This window comes from Lelliottia sp. EB106-05-01-XG201 (assembly GCF_058791735.1).
In genome coordinates this window covers 1,814,392-1,832,515 of sequence record NZ_JBYTDV010000001.1, presented here as the reverse complement: position 1 = coordinate 1,832,515, position 18,124 = coordinate 1,814,392, and the positions used below count along the sequence as shown (strand labels likewise).

Annotated in this window: 20 protein-coding genes; 1 reads left to right on the top strand and 19 read right to left on the bottom strand. The window is 55.5% G+C overall.

The features are described from left to right. Nucleotides 1-31: 31 nt before the first annotated feature. Together uvrC and uvrY are read right to left on the bottom strand one after the other, a co-directional pair. Nucleotides 32-1,864, bottom strand: coding sequence for an excinuclease ABC subunit UvrC (uvrC, locus tag AC3WS9_RS08525; protein WP_282495431.1), 1,833 nt, complete (start codon nucleotides 1,862-1,864; stop codon nucleotides 32-34). Then, nucleotides 1,861-2,517 carry a UvrY/SirA/GacA family response regulator transcription factor gene (gene uvrY / locus AC3WS9_RS08520; protein ID WP_282495430.1) on the bottom strand — a complete coding sequence of 219 codons (657 nt, stop codon included), beginning with the start codon at nucleotides 2,515-2,517 and terminating at the stop codon, nucleotides 1,861-1,863. The genes uvrC and uvrY overlap by 4 nt, the downstream gene beginning before the upstream one ends. Nucleotides 2,518-2,984: 467 nt before the next feature. Between uvrY and AC3WS9_RS08515 the strand changes: the two genes are divergently transcribed. Beyond that, nucleotides 2,985-3,209, top strand: coding sequence for a DUF2594 family protein (locus AC3WS9_RS08515; protein WP_282495429.1), 225 nt, complete (start codon nucleotides 2,985-2,987; stop codon nucleotides 3,207-3,209). Nucleotides 3,210-3,280: 71 nt separating this feature from the next. On the opposite strand, the gene sdiA is transcribed toward AC3WS9_RS08515, so the two are convergent. The 17 genes from sdiA to AC3WS9_RS08430 all read right to left on the bottom strand — a co-directional run bounded on the left by sdiA (nucleotide 3,281) and on the right by AC3WS9_RS08430 (nucleotide 18,075). Further along, nucleotides 3,281-4,003, bottom strand: a complete 723-nt coding sequence (gene sdiA, locus AC3WS9_RS08510; protein WP_285149572.1) for a quorum-sensing transcriptional regulator SdiA — start codon at nucleotides 4,001-4,003, stop codon at nucleotides 3,281-3,283. 223 nt (nucleotides 4,004-4,226) lie between these two features. Further along, complete coding sequence (gene tcyN, locus AC3WS9_RS08505) at nucleotides 4,227-4,979, bottom strand: L-cystine ABC transporter ATP-binding protein TcyN (RefSeq protein WP_285144199.1); 753 nt, start codon at nucleotides 4,977-4,979, stop codon at nucleotides 4,227-4,229. Then, the gene (gene tcyL / locus AC3WS9_RS08500) at nucleotides 4,976-5,644 is read right to left on the bottom strand and encodes a cystine ABC transporter permease (RefSeq protein WP_095282452.1); all 669 of its coding nucleotides are present in this window, start codon (nucleotides 5,642-5,644) and stop codon (nucleotides 4,976-4,978) included. The genes tcyN and tcyL overlap by 4 nt, the downstream gene beginning before the upstream one ends. Nucleotides 5,645-5,664: 20 nt before the next feature. Beyond that, nucleotides 5,665-6,651: a D-cysteine desulfhydrase gene (gene dcyD / locus AC3WS9_RS08495; RefSeq protein ID WP_492487765.1), complete on the bottom strand. Its 987-nt coding sequence runs from the start codon at nucleotides 6,649-6,651 to the stop codon at nucleotides 5,665-5,667. A 105-nt stretch (nucleotides 6,652-6,756) separates the two neighbouring features. Beyond that, a complete protein-coding gene (gene tcyJ / locus AC3WS9_RS08490; RefSeq protein WP_282495426.1) occupies nucleotides 6,757-7,557 on the bottom strand; it encodes a cystine ABC transporter substrate-binding protein in 801 nt (266 codons plus the stop codon). An 84-nt stretch (nucleotides 7,558-7,641) separates the two neighbouring features. Continuing rightward, entirely contained in the window at nucleotides 7,642-8,193 is a 552-nt protein-coding gene (gene fliZ, locus AC3WS9_RS08485; RefSeq protein WP_282495425.1) for a flagella biosynthesis regulatory protein FliZ, read from the bottom strand. 52 nt (nucleotides 8,194-8,245) lie between these two features. Then, nucleotides 8,246-8,965 (bottom strand): RNA polymerase sigma factor FliA, encoded by a 720-nt coding sequence (locus AC3WS9_RS08480; protein ID WP_282495424.1) that lies wholly within the window; start codon nucleotides 8,963-8,965, stop codon nucleotides 8,246-8,248. 127 nt (nucleotides 8,966-9,092) lie between these two features. Continuing rightward, nucleotides 9,093-10,298, bottom strand: coding sequence for an acyl-CoA reductase (locus AC3WS9_RS08475; RefSeq protein ID WP_492487763.1), 1,206 nt, complete (start codon nucleotides 10,296-10,298; stop codon nucleotides 9,093-9,095). Further along, a complete protein-coding gene (locus AC3WS9_RS08470; protein WP_492487762.1) occupies nucleotides 10,282-11,364 on the bottom strand; it encodes a LuxE/PaaK family acyltransferase in 1,083 nt (360 codons plus the stop codon). Before AC3WS9_RS08470 ends, AC3WS9_RS08475 begins: the two co-directional genes overlap by 17 nt. Continuing rightward, a complete protein-coding gene (locus AC3WS9_RS08465; protein ID WP_492487760.1) occupies nucleotides 11,357-12,730 on the bottom strand; it encodes an AMP-binding protein in 1,374 nt (457 codons plus the stop codon). The genes AC3WS9_RS08470 and AC3WS9_RS08465 overlap by 8 nt, the downstream gene beginning before the upstream one ends. Continuing rightward, on the bottom strand, nucleotides 12,727-13,695 hold the full coding sequence (locus AC3WS9_RS08460) for a transketolase family protein (RefSeq protein ID WP_492487758.1): 969 nt from the start codon (nucleotides 13,693-13,695) through the stop codon (nucleotides 12,727-12,729). The genes AC3WS9_RS08465 and AC3WS9_RS08460 overlap by 4 nt, the downstream gene beginning before the upstream one ends. Further along, nucleotides 13,692-14,501, bottom strand: a complete 810-nt coding sequence (locus AC3WS9_RS08455; protein WP_492487756.1) for a transketolase — start codon at nucleotides 14,499-14,501, stop codon at nucleotides 13,692-13,694. The genes AC3WS9_RS08460 and AC3WS9_RS08455 overlap by 4 nt, the downstream gene beginning before the upstream one ends. Continuing rightward, the gene (locus AC3WS9_RS08450) at nucleotides 14,498-15,241 is read right to left on the bottom strand and encodes an SDR family NAD(P)-dependent oxidoreductase (protein ID WP_492487751.1); all 744 of its coding nucleotides are present in this window, start codon (nucleotides 15,239-15,241) and stop codon (nucleotides 14,498-14,500) included. Before AC3WS9_RS08450 ends, AC3WS9_RS08455 begins: the two co-directional genes overlap by 4 nt. Before the next feature lie 10 nt (nucleotides 15,242-15,251). Then, a complete protein-coding gene (locus AC3WS9_RS08445; RefSeq protein ID WP_282495454.1) occupies nucleotides 15,252-15,998 on the bottom strand; it encodes an SDR family NAD(P)-dependent oxidoreductase in 747 nt (248 codons plus the stop codon). Between the two features lie 17 nt (nucleotides 15,999-16,015). Beyond that, nucleotides 16,016-16,255, bottom strand: a complete 240-nt coding sequence (locus AC3WS9_RS08440) for an acyl carrier protein (protein ID WP_285144190.1) — start codon at nucleotides 16,253-16,255, stop codon at nucleotides 16,016-16,018. Nucleotides 16,256-16,279: 24 nt separating this feature from the next. Further along, nucleotides 16,280-16,918 (bottom strand): acetyltransferase, encoded by a 639-nt coding sequence (locus tag AC3WS9_RS08435; RefSeq protein WP_285144189.1) that lies wholly within the window; start codon nucleotides 16,916-16,918, stop codon nucleotides 16,280-16,282. After that, entirely contained in the window at nucleotides 16,915-18,075 is a 1,161-nt protein-coding gene (locus tag AC3WS9_RS08430; protein WP_282495415.1) for a DegT/DnrJ/EryC1/StrS family aminotransferase, read from the bottom strand. The genes AC3WS9_RS08435 and AC3WS9_RS08430 overlap by 4 nt, the downstream gene beginning before the upstream one ends. Nucleotides 18,076-18,124 lie beyond the last annotated feature (49 nt).

The following is an 18,124-nucleotide window of genomic DNA, read 5'->3' as shown; positions in this document are numbered from 1 at the left end:
TAAAATTTAGCTCTATGTTGCTACAGAGCCCTCAATGTTTCAACGAGTAGTAGATCTTTTCTGCCAGCCCTTGCGAAATACCCGGCACTTTTGCAATTTCCTCCACGCTGGCGTTGAGTAATCCTTGCAATCCGCCCATGTATTTCAACAACATTTGCCGACGTTTTGGCCCAACGCCCTCGATGGTCTCAAGGGTACTGGTGTTTTTGACCTTCGCCCGTTTTTTACGGTGTCCGCCAATTGCGTGGTCGTGCGACTCATCGCGAATATGCTGGATCACGTGCAGCGCGGGAGAATCCGGCGGCAAGTTGAACCCTTCCCCTTCCGGCTCAAAAAACAGCGTCTCCAGACCGGCTTTACGATCGGTCCCTTTCGCCACGCCGAGCAGGATCGGATGATGCTTGTCCCACGGCACATCAAGTTCAGCGAAAACCGTTTTCGCCTGACCGAGCTGCCCTTTCCCGCCGTCGATGAGGATCACGTCCGGGATTTTGCTCTCTTCGATGGCTTTGCCGTAGCGACGACGCAAGACCTGGTTCATCGCCGCGTAGTCATCGCCCGGCGTAATGCCGGTGATATTGTAGCGGCGATACTCCGCACGCACGGGGCCGTTGGCGTCGAACACCACGCAGGAGGCAACGGTTTGCTCGCCCATGGTGTGGCTGATGTCGAAACACTCCATCCGCTTCACTTCCGGCAGTTTCAGCACCGCCGCCAGCGCCACCAGACGCTGATTTACCGTCGATTGCTGAGAGAGTTTGGTCGTCAACGCCGTCGCCGCGTTGGTGCGCGCCAGTTTCAGATAACGTGCGCGATCGCCGCGTGGTTTGGTCTGAACGTTGACGCGCCGCCCCGCCAGCTCGGACAGCGAGTCCGCCAGCAGGGTTTTGTCATGCAGATTAAAGTCGAGCAGGATCTCCGACGGCAAGGTGCGCATCTGGCTGCCCTGCAGATAGAACTGGCCAACGAAAGTTTCCACCACTTCGCCAAGCTCTGTACCGCCCGGCACTTTCGGGAAGTAGCTCCGGCTGCCCAGCACTTTGCCCTGGCGAATAAACAGGACGTGGACGCAGGCCATGCCGGAATCAAAGGAGACGCCAATCACGTCCAGATCGTCGCCGGTATTCGAGACAAACTGTTTTTCCGTGACGCGTCGTACCGCCTGGATTTGGTCGCGAATACGCGCGGCCTCTTCGAACGCCAGCGCCTGGCTGGCTTTTTCCATACGCGCAATCAGCTGGGTTAACACCTGATCGTCTTTTCCAGCGAGGAACAGGCGCACGTAGTCGACCTGCTGGGCGTACTCTTCTTCACTTACCAGCCCTGCGACACACGGGCCGAGGCAGCGGCCAATCTGATATTGCAGACACGGGCGTGAGCGGTTGCGATAAACGCTGTTCTCGCACTGGCGCACCGGGAAGATTTTTTGCAGCAGCGCGAGGGTTTCACGCACGGCATAACCGTTCGGGAACGGGCCGAAGTACTCCCCTTTCGCGTGTTTCGCCCCGCGATGGGTAGCGAGGCGCGGGTGAGTGTCGCTGCTGAGGAAAATAAACGGATACGATTTATCGTCGCGCAGCAGCACGTTATAGCGCGGCTGATAGAGCTTGATGTAGTTGTGTTCCAGCAGCAGCGCTTCCGTTTCCGTGTGGGTCACGGTGACGTCGATTTGCTGGATCAGTGCCACCAGCGCTTCCGTCTTACGGGAGGCCAGATTGGCGCGGAAGTAACTGGAAAGACGCTTTTTCAGGTCTTTGGCTTTGCCAACATAGATAACCGTACCGCCAGCGTCGTACATCCGGTAGACGCCTGGCTGGCTGGTGACGGTTTTCAGGAAAGATTTTGAATCGAACACAGCACTCACTGACTGGTTAGGGTCTCTGCATTGCACAGACCATGTCGAATGGCCAGGTGAGTGAGTTCGACATCGCCATGAATGTTCAGTTTACTGAACATACGGTAGCGGTAGCTGTTCACCGTTTTCGGGCTGAGATTCAGCTGCTCAGAAATCTCATTCACCTTTTGGCCTTTGGTGATCATCAGCATAATCTGCAATTCACGCTCAGACAAACTGGCAAATGGCGATCCGGTTTTTTCCGGTTCAATCTGGCTTAACGCCATCTGTTGAGCAATATCCGAGGCGATATAGCGCTGACCGGCGAAAACGGAGCGAATCGCATTGACCACTTCCTGTGGCGCTGCGCCTTTGGTGAGATAACCGGCGGCTCCGGCCTGCATGACTTTTGCGGGCAGCGGGTTTTCCGTGTGGACGGTCAGCATGATGACTTTGGTATCAACGTAGGCGCGCGCAATTTTACGCGTGGCTTCGAGCCCACCAATGCCGGGCATGTTCATGTCCATCAGTACTACGTCGGCTGTGTGAGTACGACACCACTTCACGGCGTCTTCGCCGCAGCAAACTTCACCAGCGACTTTAATACCCTTTATATCTTCAAGTATGCGTCGTATCCCTGCGCGCACGAGTTCGTGGTCATCAACAAGAAGAACGTTGATCAAAGGAAATGTCTCCAGAAATAGGGATAACGCTACTGACTACTAATTTGGCTTATATTAACGGTTTTCATCCCAACTTTAAAACGCTAAAAAGTGCGCCATTCGATTTCCTTCTCGTTTTTGGAAATTAGCCTGTACAGCAAGTGGAAAGGTAATCCCATTTAAAAAGTCGGATCGTCGTTATTTTTAAGCTTCTGTATTCAAAAAGTTACGAAAGACTGCCCACGTCCTGGCAGAGCGTCGCACTTATATTTTTGTAACAATAATTAACAAGGTGCACACCAGCCATAAACAATTAAGGAATGTTAAAACATTATTGCGATTACACTTAATGATAGTTTACCCAAATAAACAAAGTCTAAAAATGTACAAAAAATAACCACTGCTTTTTTTCCTCCGGCTTGTGGTATACTCCGCCGCCATAACTTTCATCGTCGCGCTCAAGCGCCGTTTTGTCCTGAGGAATAACAATGAGCACACCTGAATTCGCCACCGCCGAAAATAACCAAGAACTGGCGCAGGAAGTATCCTGTCTGAAAGCGCTACTGACTCTGATGCTGCAGGCGATGGGCCAGGCCGACGCGGGTCGTGTGATCATTAAGATGGAAAAACAGATCGCCCAAATGGAAGATCAGAGCCAGGCAGATGTATTTGCCGGTACGGTTAAGCAAATTAAACAAGCTTACCGCCAGTAAAAAAAGAAACGGCTGGATGCGATTGCATTCAGCCGTTTTCGTGTCTGGCACGCAGAACAGTAAGAGTGTTGTCAGATGAATCCGGTTGCCGCCGCATAGCAGGCAATCTGCGTCTTATTCGGCGCATTAAATTTCTTCTGCATATTCTTCTGATGGAAGTTCACCGTATTCTCTGAGATCGACAATATAATCGCGATTTCAGCCGACGTTTTCCCCTCTGCCGTCCACTTCAGAATTTCCTTCTCGCGTTTGGAGAATTTCATCTCCGGCGGCATCACCATTTCATGTTCAAATCGCAGCAACGTGGTCAGCGCCATTTGCACTAACATCTGCAGACGCAGCTCTATTTCATCGCTGTCCATCATTTTGCCAAACTGGCTGGTGCGGGAAACGGAGAGAAATCCGAGCGCGTGATTCGGCAACATTAAACATTGCGAGATCCCTTTACGAATGCCGTGGTCGCGCGCGCCATCCCACAAAGGTTGCGCCTCAGCGAATAATGCATCCGTCCAGGGCAGATGCCCCTGAATGAAATTCTCCCGCTTTAATACCGGATCAATCGCGAAATAATTCTCTGCCTGATATTGCGACATCCATTCAGCCGGATAGCTGGAATGAACCGTAATTTTTGGACGGGTAAACGGCACCGGGTGACGCACACAGAGTGAGTAATAATCGAATTCGAGAGCCTGTGTTTGCTGCTGAAGTTCGTGATAAACCTCGTCGGCCGTTCCCATCTCCTGGAAACGGAGGAAGCAATTCCGCCGCCATGTAAAAAAGTCTGTATCCCTCATACTTACTGAATGAAGCCCCTGAAAAAGATAATCATTATTATGGTGAATATAACCTAACACATAAATCTTATTTATATGTATAAAATATCGCCCCAGGTGAGAATGGCTTTCATTTCCCGCCCTTTAAGTGTTGATATTTAGAATATAACCATCTAAAAAACCGCAGAACTGGAGAATGATTTGCTCCAGATCGTCTATCTGGAGCAAATCAGCGCAGATAAGATTACTGCGTCAGGAATTTGTCGAGGAACTGACGGGTGCGCGGGTGTTGCGGATGGGTAAACAATTCTTTTGCCGGGCCCTGCTCCACGATGCGCCCCTGGTCCATGAAAATCGCCCTGTCGGCGACGTCACGGGCAAAGCTCATCTCGTGGGTGACGATCACCAGCGTGCGTTTCTCCTGCGCCAGCTGGCGGATAGTGTTCAGCACTTCGCCCACCAGCTCCGGGTCCAGCGCCGAGGTCGGCTCATCGAAGAGGATCACGTCCGGGCGCATCGCCAGCGCGCGGGCGATCGCCACACGCTGCTGTTGTCCGCCCGACAGGCGGCGCGGATAACTGGTCTCTTTTCCCGACAGGCCCACCTTCGCCAGCAGCTCCCGCGCGCGGGCGGTCGCTTCCTCTTTTGGCTCACCTTTTACGATGACCGGCCCTTCAATAATGTTCTCCAGCACCGTGCGGTGCGGGAAGAGATTAAAGCTCTGGAAGACAAAGCCCACGTGCTGGCGCAGACGACGGATCAGCCCCTTCTGCTGCCCGATGGACTTCCCGGTATCAATGGTGATATCCCCGACGCGAATGGTTCCGCCCTCAGGTTGTTCCAGCAAATTAATGCTGCGCAGCAGCGTGGTTTTCCCCGAGCCGCTCGGCCCGATAATCGCCACCACTTCGCCCTCTTGCACTTCGAGATCGATGCCGTGCAGCACCGTCTGCCCGTGGAATTTTTTGACCAGGTTTTTGACGTCGATAGCACTCATTTCGGATCTCGCTCCTGGCGGTTAAGCTGGTTTTCAAAATAGTTTTGCAGGGCGGAAAGCACCGTCGCCATCACCCAGTAAATCAGCGACGCCGCCAGATACATGGTGAATACTTCCAGCGTGCGCGAGGTGATAAGCTGCGCCTGACGGAACAGTTCCGGCACCTGGATGGTTGCCGCGAGCGACGTGTCTTTTACCAGACTGATAAAGCTGTTGCTGAGCGGCGGGAGCGCCACCCGTGCCGCCTGCGGCAGAATGGCGCGGCGCAGGGTTTGCCACGGCGTCATGCCGATGCTGGCCGCCGCTTCCCACTGGCCCTTATCAATCGAGGAGATCGCCGCCCGCAGGGTCTCAGAGGTATACGCCGCGGTGTTGAGCGACAGGCCAATCATCGCCGCCGGGATCGGATCAAGCTCAATGCCAAACTGCGGCAAACCGTAGTAGATCATAAACAGCTGAGCGATCAGCGGCGTACCGCGAAATATCGAGATGTAAAACCGCGCCAGCCAGCGTACCGGCAGGATCGGCGACATGCGCATCAATGCGAGGATAAAGCCCAGCACCAGCCCAAAGAACATCCCGCCCAGGCTGAGCTGCAGCGTAAACACCGCCCCTTTCAGCAGGTACGGCAGGGAATCAATAACCAGTTGAATACTTTCTTGCATTATTATTTTCGACCCGTGATTCAGACGTGAGGATGATAGGCAAACAACGCAGGCGCTCCGCCGGTGTGAACGAACAGAATCGGCCCTTCATCCTTAAAGCGTTTCTGGGTAATACCGTCGATCAGCCCCGCCATCGCTTTCCCGGTGTAAACCGGATCGAGCAGAATGCCTTCCAGACGCGCCAGCAGTTTGATCGCCTCCTGCCCTTCTTCGTTCGGTGTGCCGTAGCCCGGCGCGAAATAGTCATCCCACAGCAAAATGTCCGACTTCGCCTGCACTTCCAGCTGCTGCGCAACCGCCTGCTGCAAAGTCACCACTTTCGGCTTCTGATCCGCGACGCTGCGGGACACAGTGACGCCAATCAGCTCCACCTCCGGCATCAGCTGCTCAAGCCCAACCGCCAGCCCGGCGTGCGTTCCGGCGCTGCCGGAGGCTACCACCACAGACGAGAGACTCACCGCCCCTTCGCACTGCTGAGCGATCTCCAGCGCGCTTTCGACGTAGCCCAGCGCACCCAGCGCGTTCGAGCCGCCGACCGGAATGACATATGGACGAAAACCCTGAGCTTCGACGCGCGTCGCCAGCTCTTCCAGCTGCGCCGCCGGATTGGTTAAGGCGTCGCACATCTCAATCTGCACGTTAAAGAGATCCAGCAGCAGGCGGTTGCCGTTGCTGAGATAGTTTTCCGCACGCGTACCAATCGGGTTCTCCAGCAGCGCCACGCAGTTCAGGCCGAGCTTCGCCGCCACCGCCGCCGTCTGGCGCACGTGGTTGGACTGGATCGCACCGGCGGTGATCAGCGTGTCAGCGCCTTCACGCAGCGCGTCAGCGGCGAGGAACTCCAGCTTGCGCAGCTTGTTCCCGCCCATCGCCATTGGGGTCACGTCGTCACGCTTGATAAAAATATCGCGCCCTAAATAGTCAGAAAAACGCGGTAAATACTCCAGGGGCGTGGGCGCGCCGATAAACTCGAGGCGCGGAAAGCGGGTTAAATTTTGCAGTGACATGGATCCTCCGGTAACGCTGTTTTTGTTTATTATTTTTATTATGCACGCAGTCGCGACAGAAATGAAAAAGGCGCTTTTAAAAGCGCCTTTTTTTCAGGGATAGACTTACTTGGTGACGTCTGCCCCGAACCACTTCTCGGAGAGCGCCTTGAGGCTGCCGTCTTTTTGCATCTCAGCAATCGCATCGTCGATCGCTTTGACCAGGTCCTGGTTATCCTTGCGGATAGCCACACCGGCTTCCTGACGGGAGAAGGCATCACCGGCCACGGCCAGGGTGTCTTTGGTTTTCTTCACCAGATCCAGCGCGGCCAGACGGTCAACCAGAATGGCGTCGATACGGCCTACGCGCAGATCCTGATATTTGGTCGGGTCATCATCATAGGTACGAATATCCACGCCCTGTACGTTCTGGCGCAGCCACTCTTCATAGTTGGTGCCAAGACCCACACCCACTTTTTTGCCTTTCAGATCGGCGGCAGATTTAATCGTGCCTTCGTTGCCCTTTTTCACCAGCGCCTGAATACCGGAGACGGTGTACGGCGTCGAGAAATCATATTTCTTCTTACGCTCGTCAGAGATGGTCACCTGATTGATGACCACGTCGATACGTTTGGAATCCAGCGAGGCCAGCATTCCGTCCCATTTGGTCGGTTTCAGCGAGGCTTTCACGCCCAGATGTTTTGCCAGCTCTTCAGCAAACTCGACCTCGAAACCGGTCAGCTTGCCGTCATCGCCCTGGAAACTGAATGGCGGATAAGTGCCTTCCAGTCCCACCAGCAGCGTGCCGCGTTCTTTCACTTTATTCAGCAGATTTTCAGCGGCGAAGGTTTTCGCGCTCATCCCTGCGACCAGCGCAACAGCCATGACGCCCATCAGCGCCTGACGACCCAGAAGTGCTAATTTCATAGTGACCCCGATATAGTGGTTTTTGAGTAGTGTAGGGCTTTCGTTTATAACGTCAAACACGAGTCCGCTACATCTTATTCAATTTTAATATATATCAGAAGTTGTTCCGGCGTAGACTTTCTGCTTCATCACGCCCGGCATTTGCGCTTTATATTGCGCGTACTTACGCAGGGCGATGCGATAGTTGTTGGTGCTGGTTGCAGGCAACCACGGCTCCAGATTCTCATCCAGATAACCGGTGTCCAGCAGATCGCGGGAGATGTTTTGCTGTGTCAGATGCTGACCCAGGCGACGCAGGCGAACCACATATTCGCGCACGGTGCCGTGGCTCATCTCAGTTTGCTCAAACAGGAATTGTTTAAAGCCGATGATGTCGAAGAAATCGCTTTGCTCTTTGCAATGCAGATCGCCACAGAATCGACAGAGTGCCACCCACTCCTGCTGCTCTGCCTGCCACGCGGATTCATCCATCAGGGTGTCGAGACGAGAGATCGCGATCTTATTCACGATTTCGCCGCGACGAACCAGCGTGATACGGTCGAGCAACTTATTGCAGTGGGCGCAATGCGTCTGGCTGTGTTTAAAGTCTTTTAGGTAGCGGCTTAAAGGCCGTCTTTTAGATTGCTGCACCGTCATGATAACTCCTGGTTGTCAATACGTTGTGCGGCACTTTTCGGGCGTTCATCGCCTATAACTTACCCAGTTTGGTCCGTAAGCGTTTGATGGCCTGACTATGCAATTGGCTCACCCGCGACTCCCCGACTTCCAGTACCGCGCCGATCTCCTTCAGATTCAGCTCTTCCTGGTAGTAGAGGGTTAACACCAGCTGCTCACGTTCCGGTAACGCTTCAATCGCTTCCATCACGCGCGAGCGCAAATTACCTTCCAGTAAATGGTGTAACGGGTTTTGTTGCTGATTTTCATCAGTCACCAGCTCGATGCTATCGCCATGCTCTTCACGCCACTCGTCATAAGAGAAGAGCTGGCTGTTATTGGTATCGAGCAACATCTGGCGATAATCTGCCACAGCAATGCCAAGACGTTCCGCCACTTCAGTTTCCGTCGCGTTACGTCCCAGTTCCTGTTCCAGCTGTCCTATTGCATGTGCCACTTCGCGGGCATTGCGGCGAACACTACGTGGCACCCAGTCACGGCTGCGCAGTTCGTCCAGCATCGCACCCCGAATACGCTGTACTGCGTAAGTCGTAAATGCCGTTCCTTGCAGAGCGTCGTACCGGTCCACTGCATTCAGTAACCCGATACCGCCCGCCTGTAGCAGGTCGTCCAGTTCCACACTCGCCGGCAATCGCACCTGGAGGCGCAACGCTTCATGACGCACCAGCGGGACATAACGCTGCCACAGCGAGTGTTTATCCATTACACCATCAGCGGTATAGAGTGAATTCACGATAAACAGCCCTGCGTTAATTGAGTTATCGGCATGATTATCCAATTCTGGAGGGGTTTTAATCGGATGAATAGTGGGTGAAATCGGGGGTTATTTGGGGGGTAATGCGAAAACGGGGGCCGCCCGACTAATAGTCAGGCGACAAAGTGATTGTCCGCGTTAATGTTTTTAGCAGATCATAGCCGTCCCAGTGCAGTGAAAACTCCATGGTTTCACCGAAAGAAACTATTCGGTCAACGCCTTTAGGGGCATGGTTAACAATAAACGTCTCAATATTATTTCTGGATACGCCAAATGTCGCAACAGTCTGACATTTTTCCCCGCAGATAGACATAATTTCACTGATGTCATTCACCAGCCACTCATAAAAAAGTCCATTCCCGTGATGAGTGTCCAGCATCTCCTGACTTACCGCCTCTGCCTCTACCCGGAAAATATATCGCGTCTCTGACGGAATATATTTTAACGCCGGGTTTTGTGCCGCCCGCTGGCAATAATCGGCGAGAGTTTTCACCACCGAAACGGCTTCGGGATCAGGCCTGTCTTGCAGGTAAGATTCAAAATGCGCCCAAAACTGCGCGCGCGCCTCGGCTTTTCGTTCTCCCAGCCACACCACCACTTTTGGCGAGGTACACGCCAGCTGATCGGTTAACAGGGTATCGTTAAAAAAGTTTTGGGCGATGCGTTGTTTATTGTCAGCGGCGAGATATTCATCGGCGTGAATAATGGCAATGGAATAGCGATCGGCAAAGGCCACATCGACAGCGCGAGGGGAAAGCGGCGACTGGCGAATTAAGGCAATGGTTTTATCCCCGCCCCAAATTAAACGTGACTGAGACAGTGCTGACAGCGCGTTATTAATTTCGCTCTCATACCCATATTGCACCAGACAGATCAATTCACGTATCGGAACATGTTGTTGCAGCGCCTGGTTAAGGGCCTCGCAAATAATATCGACCTGCACGAACATTTTTGACGGCAGGCGCACAACATTGGCATTTCCGGTGAGTAATCCGGCAAACAGCGAGTAAGCAAAATTGACCGCCACATTCGACGGCGCAATATGAAACGCCACGCCCCGACCCAACAGTCGCTCTTTATACTGGAGTGTCTGTTTCATTTTCTCCAGCGCCGCTTTTCGACACCAGAATGCGAGTGAGATCACATCGCTGTGCGGACGCGCCTGCGGCATTGCCAGTACTATTTTCGAGAAAGTGTGCAGGAATGCCATGACTTCAGGAGCAAAGGGCATACGCGGCTTTGCCTCGGGCATCTGCGCCAGGACCAGCCCGTCACCCACCCGGAAGCGTAATGATTCAAAACTCTGCGGCATAGGTGTCACTGCATCCTCTTATTTCTGCATTTTTCAGTCGGCCAAGAATACGGAAATACTTTCCTGCCCTGCCGCACGGACAATCATCTTCCCCGAGGATCATCCCTTCGTCTTCAGTTAACAGCGAATGGCCCGGATAGGATTCCGGGATCGTCGACAGGACCTGAATAATACCGGGTTGACCCGGTGGGCACGGAGAAAGCGTGCGCGGATCGCGGACGATCACATCGGAGAAAATACTGGCATGGAGATGGCCCTGCTCGCACTGCATATAAATGCAGCCGGTCTGTTCCACCATGCCGTAATAGTCAGAAATGTTTTTAATACCACACACGCTGTACAACGCATCGGCAAACTCTACGGCGGAAACCGCCTGCGACTGGAGTTTTTTCCAGCCGCCGCCGTGGATCAGGATCCCGTTCTCTAAGTTGAGAGACTTGCCGCTGGTCTTTAACGCCTGGTAAAAATGCTGCCAGACCATAAAGGTAAAACCAAACAGCAGAATGGGTTTCCCCTGATGACGCTCCAGGAACGCACTGATGCCTTCCACATCCAGATCGATGGATTCCGTTAACGCCCAGCAGCGCTCAGATCCGAACATCGAAAATCCGAGAATGCCCGCCCCACGCGCGGAAAACATGTTGCGATCTTTCATCACTGCCGGGGTGTCGAGGATCAGCATCGGCAATCGCCCTGCACCGGTAAAATGGCTCACAATGCGCACCAGCGTTTTCTGCTGGCGCGCGGCGGTCATTTTATCGAGGAAAATACGCGAAACCTGCTGCCCCGAGGTGCCTGAAGAGGTCATGGTTTTGACCACCTCTTCTTCCGGCACGCTTTGCAGGGACAGAGTTTTGAACAGCGAAACGGGCAGAAACGGCACGTCTTCAAGCTGATTCAGCCGGGTCACGTCGCAGCCCAGCCCCTGCAACATATTGCGGTAAGGCTCGCAATTCTGCTGATGGTGTTCCGTCAGCCTGCGCATGCGCGCCAGCAGATGCTGGCGTTTTTCGTCGCGCTTTAAGGCGTAAGGCCCATGTTCGAGCCAGGCATCAAATTCAGTCACACAATGCCTCCAGCTGACGGTATAAGGTTTTCCCCGCCGGGTTTTTCGGGATCGCCTCGATCCCGGTCACCCTGAATGCGGAGTGGTGCAGCTGGCAGGTTTTCGCCAGATAGCTTTTGACCGCTTCTGCCTGATGCGCATCGGTAATAAACACCTGCACGTTGTCGTCGCGCCCGACCGCCACACACTCGGTGGACGGGAATGCATTCACCACCAGATGCTCAAGTTCATCCAGCCCGATGCGGTTGCCGAAGACTTTCAGAAAGCGCGTTTTACGCCCGACGATGGTGTAAAGCCCGGCCTCATTACGGCTGGCCATATCTCCGGTCGCCAGACGCCCGCGGCGCTCGTCACCTTTGGCCAAATCCGCACGACAGGTGGCATACCCGAGCGTGACGTTCTCACCGTAGTAAATCAGCTCACCGCGCTCACCGGCGGCGGTGATTTCCGCACCGGTTTCGTCCTCAAGGGCAAACCGGCCGCCCGGGATCGCCCTTCCCATCACGCCCGGATGATCTGCCGCCAGCTCGGGAGGCAAATAGCCCATCCGCGAGGTGGCTTCTGATGCACCGTACATGACGAAAAAGCGTAACCCTTTCTCAGCCGCCCACGCCGCCAGCTCGCTGTGCAGCTCCGGGCGCAGTTTGCCTCCGGCCTGGGTCAGGGTTTTCAGCGACGGGAGATCCATGCGGGTAAAGCGCAGTTTTTTCAGTATTTCCCAGCTGTATGGCACGCCGGAGAGCGAGGTGGCTGAATGCTGTTTCACAAAACGCCAGAACCCCGGCTGCACCGGGCCACTGTTGGTCAGCAGCAGCGTGGCCCCTTGCGCCAGATGGGTGTTGATAATCGACAGTCCGTAGACGTAGTTCATCGGCAGCCAGGCGAGCGCCCGCTCGTGACGGTCGATGCCAAGATAATCAATGATGCTGCGGGTGTTCGAGAGCAGGTTTTGATAGCTCTGACGCACCAGTTTTGGGCTGCCGGTCGAGCCGGAGGTGGCAATCAGCAAGGCCAGGGAGTCATCCATCTCCGGCGCTGGCTGCTGTAAATCCTCAAGCGCATAACCGTCCGCGCCCTGCTGCCAGATAAAGCCAGGGCGATAGATATCGAGCAGCTGTTGCAGGAGTTCCGGGGCGATCGTTTTATCCAGCATCAGCGGAACCGCGCGGGCGTTCAGGCAGGCCAGATAGCCCACCAGCGCGCCGGGGCTGTTATCGCATAAGCAAAAAACCAGCGCGCGGGCTGGCAATGTTTCGGCAAGGGCGGCAACGGAATGCGCCAGCTCGCGATACGTGAGCGCGGTATCCTGGTCGTCGATCACGGCCACCGCATCGCTGTCGGCCGCAAGCTGCCAGAAGGGCGTCATGACAAACTCTCCAGGATCGTGCCCGCAATCTGCGCCCCGGTCAGGCCGTTTTGCTCGAGCATCCACTGATACTCCCCCGCCGGGCCGTAGCCCTGCGGTATGCCAATGGTTAGCAGACGCGGCGCCTGTGGCTGGGTCACCAGAAACTCGGCAACGGCGCTGCCCAGTCCGCCAATGACGCTATGCTCTTCAAGGCTCACCATCATTTTGCAGCCAAACTGATTTTTTAACGCTTCCGTATCCAGCGGCTTGAGGGTGAACATATCGGTAACGCTGCAGCTGATCCCGCGCTCGGCGAGGATCTCCGCCGCTTTCAGCGAGGCTGAAACCATGCTCCCCGTCGCCACCAGCGCCACGTCAGAGCCTTCGCGGAGCAGGTTGGCTTTGCCTGGGGTGAATGTCTGCGCGTCGCGATAGACGATCGGCGTGCGCATTCCGCCCGTCAGGCGCAGATAGACCGGCCCGGTATGTTCTGCCGCCGCGAGCGTCAGCAGTGCCGTCGCCGTCGCATCCGCAGGCGACAGGATGGTGAGATTGGCTATCGAGCGCAGCGTGGCGATATCTTCAATCCCGTAATGGGTGGTGCCAAACATCCCCATCGCAAACCCGGACGCCAGCCCGACCACTTTAATATTGCCCTGCAGATAGCCCATGTAATGGCGCATCTGCTCGCAGGAGCGAAGTGCTGCGAAGTTCGCAAAAGTGGTGGCAAACGGAATACTGCCCTGGGAGGCAATACCTGCCGCCACGCCGATCAGATTTTGCTCGGCAATACCGACGTTAATATAGCGCTCGGGGAAGGTATGGCTGAAACGCTCCATGCCCGAGGTAATCCCCAGATCCGCGGTCAGCCCCACGATATCGGGGTTCTGCTGGGCAAGATTCAGGAGCGTCACGCCAAAGGTGCCGCGCGTGCCCATCATCGACCAGGCCCGGACCTCTGCCGGAGAGACGGAGATATTCATACCAGCTCCTCCAGGGCGGCAAGGCGCTGCGCCGCAGAGAGTTTCGCGCGGTGAAACGCGTTGTTATGTTCCATAAAGGAGATCCCTTTCCCTTTCACGGTAGCGGCGATCACCGCTTTCGGTTTGCCGTGGGAAGGTGCAGCGAAAGCCTGCTGGAGCGCTGCGATATCATGGCCGTCGCAGGTTTCAACATGCCAGCCGCAGGCCTGCCACAGGGCCGGGAAATTCATTTTAAGAGTTTGTTCGCAGGCGATATCCGACTGGAAGCCGTTCACGTCGACAATCGCCGTCAGGTTATCTAACCCGTGGTGCGCGGCAAACATGGCGCTCTCCCAGATGGAGCCTTCATTGCATTCCCCGTCACCCAGCACGACGTAGTTGTGCCACGGCTGCTGTTTCAGGCGCTGATGCCAGGCGATCCCGCTGGCAAAGCCCACGCCAAGCCCCAGAGAGCCACCGGCGAAATCAATGCCGAGGGCCGAATTCATCGGCGTCAGCGCCGGGAAAAGCGAGCCGCTGTGATCGAAGGTCGCCAGCTGTTCCGCACTCAACACGCCGTAGTGGTGCAGCGTGGTATAGAGCGCGAGGGCGGCATGACCCTTGCTCAGTAAAAAGCGGTCGCGATCCTGGCTCGCCATATTGTGCGCCGAATAACGCATCACTGATCCATACAGGACGGTGGCGATCTCTACCATCGACAGCGCCGAGCCAAGATGCACGCCGTCAACGGGCGCATTGAACGCCACGTCGATCATCGAGCGGCGGATCTGACGGGCGGCTGCCTGCAGTTCAGCGACGCGACTCATCGTAAACCGCCGTCCACGCGCAGCGTCTGGCCGGTAATGTAGCTCGCCAGATCGGAGACTAAAAACACCGCCGCATCGGCGATGTTGGACGGGTTGCCCAGACGGCGCAGATCGGTCTGATTGCGCGTCGCTTCGATAATGGCAGCCGGAAGGGTTTCCAGCATATCCGTATCGGTGATCCCCGGTGCGATGCAGTTCGCACGGATCCCGGTTTCACCCAGCTCGGTGGCAATGGATTCCGTCAGGGCGATCACCGCCGCCTTGGATGCGCCATACGCCGATTTCCCGGCGTTGCCATCCTGCGCGGCCGTCGAGGCGATATTGACGATACTGCCCTGCTTCTGGCGCGCCATCAGCTTGGAGACGGATTGCGTGAAGTTGAACAGCGAGAAGAAATTGACTTCAAACTGCTGACGCAACGCCTGCTCGGTGGTCATCTGGAACAGGGCGTTGAGGGTAATCCCGGCGTTGTTCACCAGGCCGTGCAGCGGGCGTTTGTCGCTCATCAGCTGTTTGACCGCCAGCTTCATTGCCGCCGAATCGGTGAGATCAAAACAGAGCGGCCAGATTTGCACCCCGTGACGGGCGGCAGTCTGGGCCATATCCGTCAAAAAATCGTCGTCAGCGCTGCGGGCATGGGCGTAAATACTGGCGCCATTAGACGCAAACGCCTCGACCATCGCCCGACCAATCCCGCGCTTGCAGCCGGTAATAATGACATTTTTATCTTTTAACAGCATAGTCAGCCCCTTAGTGCCCAATCCCGCCGTCGACGCGGATAACCTGACCGGTGACGTAAGCCGCCGCATCAGACGCTAACCAGCAGAGGGTATTTGCCACCTCTTCTGCCAGACCCAGGCGCGGAATAGCGGCCGCCGCCATTTTTTCATCCACCACCGCCTGCGGCAGGTTTTCCGTCATCGCGGTCTGGATCACGCCGGGCGCCACCGCGTTTACGCGGATGCCCTGCGGACCCAGCTCGGCAGACAATGTTTTGGTGGCCGCGATCATCGCCGCCTTGGAGGCGGAATAAGAGAGCTGCCCCACATTGCCGTCGAGTCCGGAAATACTGGCGATGTTAATCACGCTGCCGCGCTTATTGCGCAGCATCAGACGGGTCATGTACTGGGTAAACACCATCTGCGAGAAGAAATTAATGGTGAAGGTTTTTTGCAGCTGATCGAGCGTGACCATCGGGAACAGCGCATCGAGCGTCACGCCCGCTACGTTCACCAGGATATCAATCGGCTGTTTCGCTTTTTGAATGGTCATCGCGGCTTGTTTGATCGACGCGTCGTCCAGCAAATCAAAGCTTACCGGCGTAATGGATACGCCGTGCTCTGCGCTCAGGTCACGAATAAAGGTTAAAAAATCCTCATCCTCCTGCTGAACGCAGGCAAACAGGTTCGCACCCTGGCGGGCAAAGGCGACCAGCGTCGCCTTCCCTATTCCCTGCAGGCATCCAGTCACAACGGCAGTTTTCCCGGCCAGTAACATGCTCACCCCTCCTTTATTCAGGCGACTTCAACATCATATTTTTTGAGGATCTCTTTCCCTTTTTCCCAGGAGGAGAAATCAATAATGTCTTCGGTGTCCAGCATGATGTCGAAGGTCTCTTCCAGCGCCGCAATCATGCTCATATGACCGACGGAGTCCCAGGAAGGGGTGTCCTGATATTTGTAGCCAGGCAGGATGTCTTCAGTGATCTCAAAGGTTTCGACAAAAATCGTGTTGTACTTTATTAAATTAGTCATTTCGAATAGCTCCAGACAAAACAATTACTTAAAAACTTTCTTTTGCTCATTTTTGCGCATCACGCGAGCAGGATTCCCGAGGGCCACGGACTCTTCAGCAATATCGCTGAACACCGCACTGCCCATCCCGACGATAACGTCAGCGCCGAGGGTGGTTTTTTCTTTCACCGCCACATTCATGCCGATAAACACGCGCTTGCCCACCAGACAGTGTCCGGCCAGAGTAACGTTGCTGGAGACCACCGAGTGCGGCCCCACGCGGGTATCGTGGCCGACGCTGGCGTGCGGCTGAATCAGGGTGTTTTCCCCAATGTCGACATCGCAGGAGATAAAGGCGTGGTCGCAGATAATCGCCCCGGCGCCAATGTGCGTCCCCGGCGGAATAAAGACCGAAGGATGGATCAGCGTCGTCAGGCTGGTTCTGGCGAGCACTTTCTCGGCCAGTTTCTGCCGCGCGGCCGGTTCACCAATCGCAATCACTACTTCGGTGCACTGATGATCCAGCAGGGCAAAACGATGGACCGGGATGCCTGAGACCACGTTTTCGTCAGTAACGTCATCGATAAAAAAGATCTCTTCCCAGCGGGAAGATTGGTTGAGCTGCTGCGCCAGGACTAACACTTCGCGCCCCAGGCCGCCTGCGCCGTAAATACCCAGTTTCATGCCACTTCTCCGTCAACCTGCGCCACCAGCGGCTGATTCGCCGACGCGGCGCTGTACTGGCGAATCATCGCCACCACGCGATCCTGATCGCTTTCGCTCAGATCCGGGAAAATCGGCAGGCAGAGAATTTTCTGCGAGATACCTTCCGCGACAGGCAGGTTTTGCGGGCTGGCGGAAGGCAGATGCCGGTACATGGAAAACGAGCTGATCAGCGGGTAGAAGTAGCGACGCGAGTAGATATTCTCTTCTTTCAGCACGTCATAGAGCTGGTCGCGGCTGAGGGGATAGCTCTCGTTCACCAGCACCGGGTAGTAGGCGTGATTCCACTCCACATTGTCCGGCGCGCTGAAGGACTCAATCCCGTCGATATCGCTCAGCAGTTCACAGTAGCGCTCATAGATGGCGCGACGGGCCGCCAGGGCGCCGTCAATATGCTGGAGCTGCACCAGGCCAAACGCGGCCTGCACTTCGTTCATTTTGGCGTTGATCCCCGGTGCCACCACGGTGGTCTCCCCGGCGAAACCGAAGTTTTTCAGGTAGTCGATGCGCTGCTTCATGCGCGCATCCGGGCAGATAATCGCCCCGCCTTCAAAGGTGTTAAACACCTTGGTGGCGTGGAAGCTCAGAATCGACAGATCGCCGCAGTTCAGCACGCTTTGTCCGTCTTTTTTGACACCAAACGCGTGCGCCGCATCGTAAATCACCTTTAAGCCCCAGGCATCGGCGATCTTCTGGATGCCGTCCACGTCGCACGGAATGCCGTAGCAGTGGACCGGCAGGATGGCGGACGTAGCCGGGGTAATCAGCTGTTCGATTTTCGCCGGATCGATATTGCAGGTCACCGGATCGATATCCGCAAACACCGGCGTCAGGCCGTTCCACAGTAGCGAATGCGAGGTCGCGACAAACGAGTACGGGGTGGTGATCACTTCCCCGGTGATGCGTAGCGCCTGCAGCGCCGTCAGCAGCGCGAGCGTGCCGTTAGAGAACAGACACAGGTGCTCCACGCCGAGGTATTCCGCCAGCGCTTTTTCCAGCTGCTGGTGAAACTGACCGCCGTTGGTTAAAAACTTGTTTTCCCAGATTTGCTCCAGGTAAGGAATAAACTCCTCGAGCGGCGGAAGCAGCGGGCTCGTGACGTAGACATTGTTTTTCATAACGCACCTTCAAAAGAAATCTGTGTTTGCCCTCGCGGACGGCTTACGC

Coding starts and splice junctions, on each gene's coding strand:
- AC3WS9_RS08455 (WP_492487756.1), bottom strand. CDS start 14,501: ATGAGTCGCGTCGCTGAACTGCAGGCAGCCGCCCGTCAGATCCGCCGC.
- tcyL (WP_095282452.1), bottom strand. CDS start 5,644: ATGCAAGAAAGTATTCAACTGGTTATTGATTCCCTGCCGTACCTGCTG.
- fliZ (WP_282495425.1), bottom strand. CDS start 8,193: ATGACGGTGCAGCAATCTAAAAGACGGCCTTTAAGCCGCTACCTAAAA.
- AC3WS9_RS08450 (WP_492487751.1), bottom strand. CDS start 15,241: ATGCTGTTAAAAGATAAAAATGTCATTATTACCGGCTGCAAGCGCGGG.
- tcyN (WP_285144199.1), bottom strand. CDS start 4,979: ATGAGTGCTATCGACGTCAAAAACCTGGTCAAAAAATTCCACGGGCAG.
- AC3WS9_RS08445 (WP_282495454.1), bottom strand. CDS start 15,998: ATGTTACTGGCCGGGAAAACTGCCGTTGTGACTGGATGCCTGCAGGGA.
- AC3WS9_RS08460 (WP_492487758.1), bottom strand. CDS start 13,695: ATGAATATCTCCGTCTCTCCGGCAGAGGTCCGGGCCTGGTCGATGATG.
- dcyD (WP_492487765.1), bottom strand. CDS start 6,651: ATGTCACTGCAAAATTTAACCCGCTTTCCGCGCCTCGAGTTTATCGGC.
- AC3WS9_RS08430 (WP_282495415.1), bottom strand. CDS start 18,075: ATGAAAAACAATGTCTACGTCACGAGCCCGCTGCTTCCGCCGCTCGAG.
- AC3WS9_RS08475 (WP_492487763.1), bottom strand. CDS start 10,298: ATGCCGCAGAGTTTTGAATCATTACGCTTCCGGGTGGGTGACGGGCTG.
- sdiA (WP_285149572.1), bottom strand. CDS start 4,003: ATGAGGGATACAGACTTTTTTACATGGCGGCGGAATTGCTTCCTCCGT.
- AC3WS9_RS08465 (WP_492487760.1), bottom strand. CDS start 12,730: ATGACGCCCTTCTGGCAGCTTGCGGCCGACAGCGATGCGGTGGCCGTG.
- tcyJ (WP_282495426.1), bottom strand. CDS start 7,557: ATGAAATTAGCACTTCTGGGTCGTCAGGCGCTGATGGGCGTCATGGCT.
- AC3WS9_RS08435 (WP_285144189.1), bottom strand. CDS start 16,918: ATGAAACTGGGTATTTACGGCGCAGGCGGCCTGGGGCGCGAAGTGTTA.
- AC3WS9_RS08440 (WP_285144190.1), bottom strand. CDS start 16,255: ATGACTAATTTAATAAAGTACAACACGATTTTTGTCGAAACCTTTGAG.
- AC3WS9_RS08515 (WP_282495429.1), top strand. CDS start 2,985: ATGAGCACACCTGAATTCGCCACCGCCGAAAATAACCAAGAACTGGCG.